1 protein-coding gene is annotated in these 2,178 nt (G+C 53.8%); it reads right to left on the bottom strand.

The window, feature by feature from the left end:
* Window positions 1-260 precede the first annotated feature (260 nt).
* Window positions 261-2,150 (bottom strand): hypothetical protein, encoded by a 1,890-nt coding sequence (locus V8324_RS21590; protein WP_336421950.1) that lies wholly within the window; start codon window positions 2,148-2,150, stop codon window positions 261-263.
* Between the last annotated feature and the right edge of the window lie 28 nt (window positions 2,151-2,178).

The raw sequence follows: 2,178 nt of genomic DNA, 5'->3' as shown, positions 1-2,178 counted from the left end.
GTCTTGCCATGGTCTTCTCCTTGCTCGCAGCATCATGCCGCTGTTGCACGGAAAATCCACCTATCCCGGCTGTTCAGATTTCCGGAACCACCTCTCGATATCGTCGCCTTATGGACATCCAGCCCAATGAAAGTGCTACTCTGCATCCGGTCTTTCCCCATCCTTGAGGCTCGGCACCGGCCAATCCGCCGTAACCCTCGAACGGAGAATGCCGCGGGATAGACCACTGAACCACTCAGCTCACACCGCGATTATGGGGTCTAAGCATATTCCTGTATGTTACCCAAGAGTACTCCGGTCATACTCACCTCAGTAAGACTTGTTTCCAACGTATCAATTTGAATGGCCGTCTCGATCTTCGTATTTTTGGCGCTTATAACCTCGAGATCAGCATCGGAAGAGAAGAGAATCCACTTTGGTTGAATGTCGCTTTGCAAGCCAACGGCCACACGTAAGATTTCCAATGCATCGGTCGCTGTGACCTTGCCGTCCTGATCGATATCCGCTGCAATAAAATCCATGGCATCGGCCTTTCCCCAAGTGGGCGTGATGCCAACGGCAAGGCGTAGCACGTTGAGAGCATCATCTGCGGTGATATTTCCATCGGTGACCGGGTTATAGCCTCGCGTCGCATCAAGAGTGCCAGCCGTGTCTCGCCCAAGAGAGAAAGTGCTGATGCCAGACCCGTCAGTGATAAGTGAATACTCCTCTGATCTTGAGGAGTTGAAGCTGACTGTCGTTCCTTCCAATCCGTTTCCGCTGCGGTCCAGAACATGCGCCCTGAGCTGGACCATCTCGGCTGCACCCTCGTCTACCGGATCGGGACCACTTGCTTCAGAAGCCGGTGGGACGCTCTCCGAGTCGCTGCCGTGATCGCTTTCGACGTGACCAATGACCGTTTTGTTACCCTCTGACCTGACCTTCAGTTCATCGAAGCTAAACTCTCCTTGAATGATCAAGCTCGCATCGAGGTTGCCGTCACGGTTGGCGTCGATCTCCAGCCTTCGGTCGTTGCTTCGGAACCGTAAAGCAGAGACATTGAAAAGACTTTCAGTGATAACGATACTGTCACCATACGAAAAGTCCAGGATGACGTTGCCGTCCAGATCACTCAGACTACCAAGAAAGGTATTTTGACCCTCCCCCCCGATCAGAGTGTCATTCCCGGAGCCGCCAATCAGAAGGTCATTGCCGGCCCCGCCGGAGAGGACATCGTTGCCAGAGCCGCCCCTGAGGACGTCATCACCGCGACCGCCCCCGAGACGGTCATCGGCAACGCCGCCCTCTACCAGTCGCCCGCTCTCGCCGGTGGCGTTCTTGTGGAACCCACCTTCAGCCGCGGTATCAATCGCTTGGATGTCCATCCGGACGGTCGACCACGCCTGCATAGTCAGAAGGAAATCGGAAAACTCATCCCGTGCCACATATTCTGTCACGGTCGTTTTGCTGATAACGGGCCTGGCCATCTCGTCGATACCGCCGGCCCCGCCATCCCAAAGCTCGGTCCAAGACACCTCAAAATACTCTGCATCCGGGGTTATCACCCCGCTCAAGTCGAGGTTTACCTGGTTTTCAGCTCCGCTGCGCTCGGACAGGAAATATACAAACGTCTCCTTGTCCCCGTAGCCGTGGATGGAAACTTCCCCTGCAATTCGGAAATCTAGGATGGGTTGGAGGCCCACAAGGCTTTCGCTCATAAGGGAAAAGCCTTCGCCAACCAATGTCAGGGATTCTGCCGAATTGAACACCAATGTACCGGCATTGCTGTAATTAAAAATTACCGGCCAGAAGTTAGCAGCCGTCACATCGTGCGTAACCATTTCATAGAAAATTTCCACGTTCATAGAGACTTGTTGTAATCCGCGATTATTAGTGTCCTCTATCGCCCCGTTCTTACGTGTGTTCCACTCCGTAGTATAGAAATCGAGGTCTGGAAGTGTTTCGTTGCGAACTCCAAGCTCGATATTCCATAGCTTCAGTTGGTTGAAGCCATATTGCTCCTCGGTATTCACCGTGTCGAAACCGCGATCCACGTAGTAGTGATTAACGACGCCATCGATCGCATCAGCGGCGCCGGATGTGTTGAAGTGCGTATTCCACGACATGTGGCCACCTGTTCCACGCGCATGTGGCCAGTCATTCCATGACATGTGGCCACCCCCGTGAGGTGATCTGCGA

The sequence above is a fragment of the Roseovarius sp. D22-M7 genome, assembly GCF_037083785.1.
Classification (GTDB): domain Bacteria; phylum Pseudomonadota; class Alphaproteobacteria; order Rhodobacterales; family Rhodobacteraceae; genus Roseovarius.
Note: the sequence above shows the minus strand (reverse complement) of the source record. Positions and strands in the feature narration are given on the sequence as shown.

Excerpts from the sequence above, each read along its gene's own strand:
- V8324_RS21590 (WP_336421950.1), bottom strand. The coding sequence starts at position 2,150 with ATGTCATGGAATGACTGGCCACATGCGCGTGGAACAGGTGGCCACATG.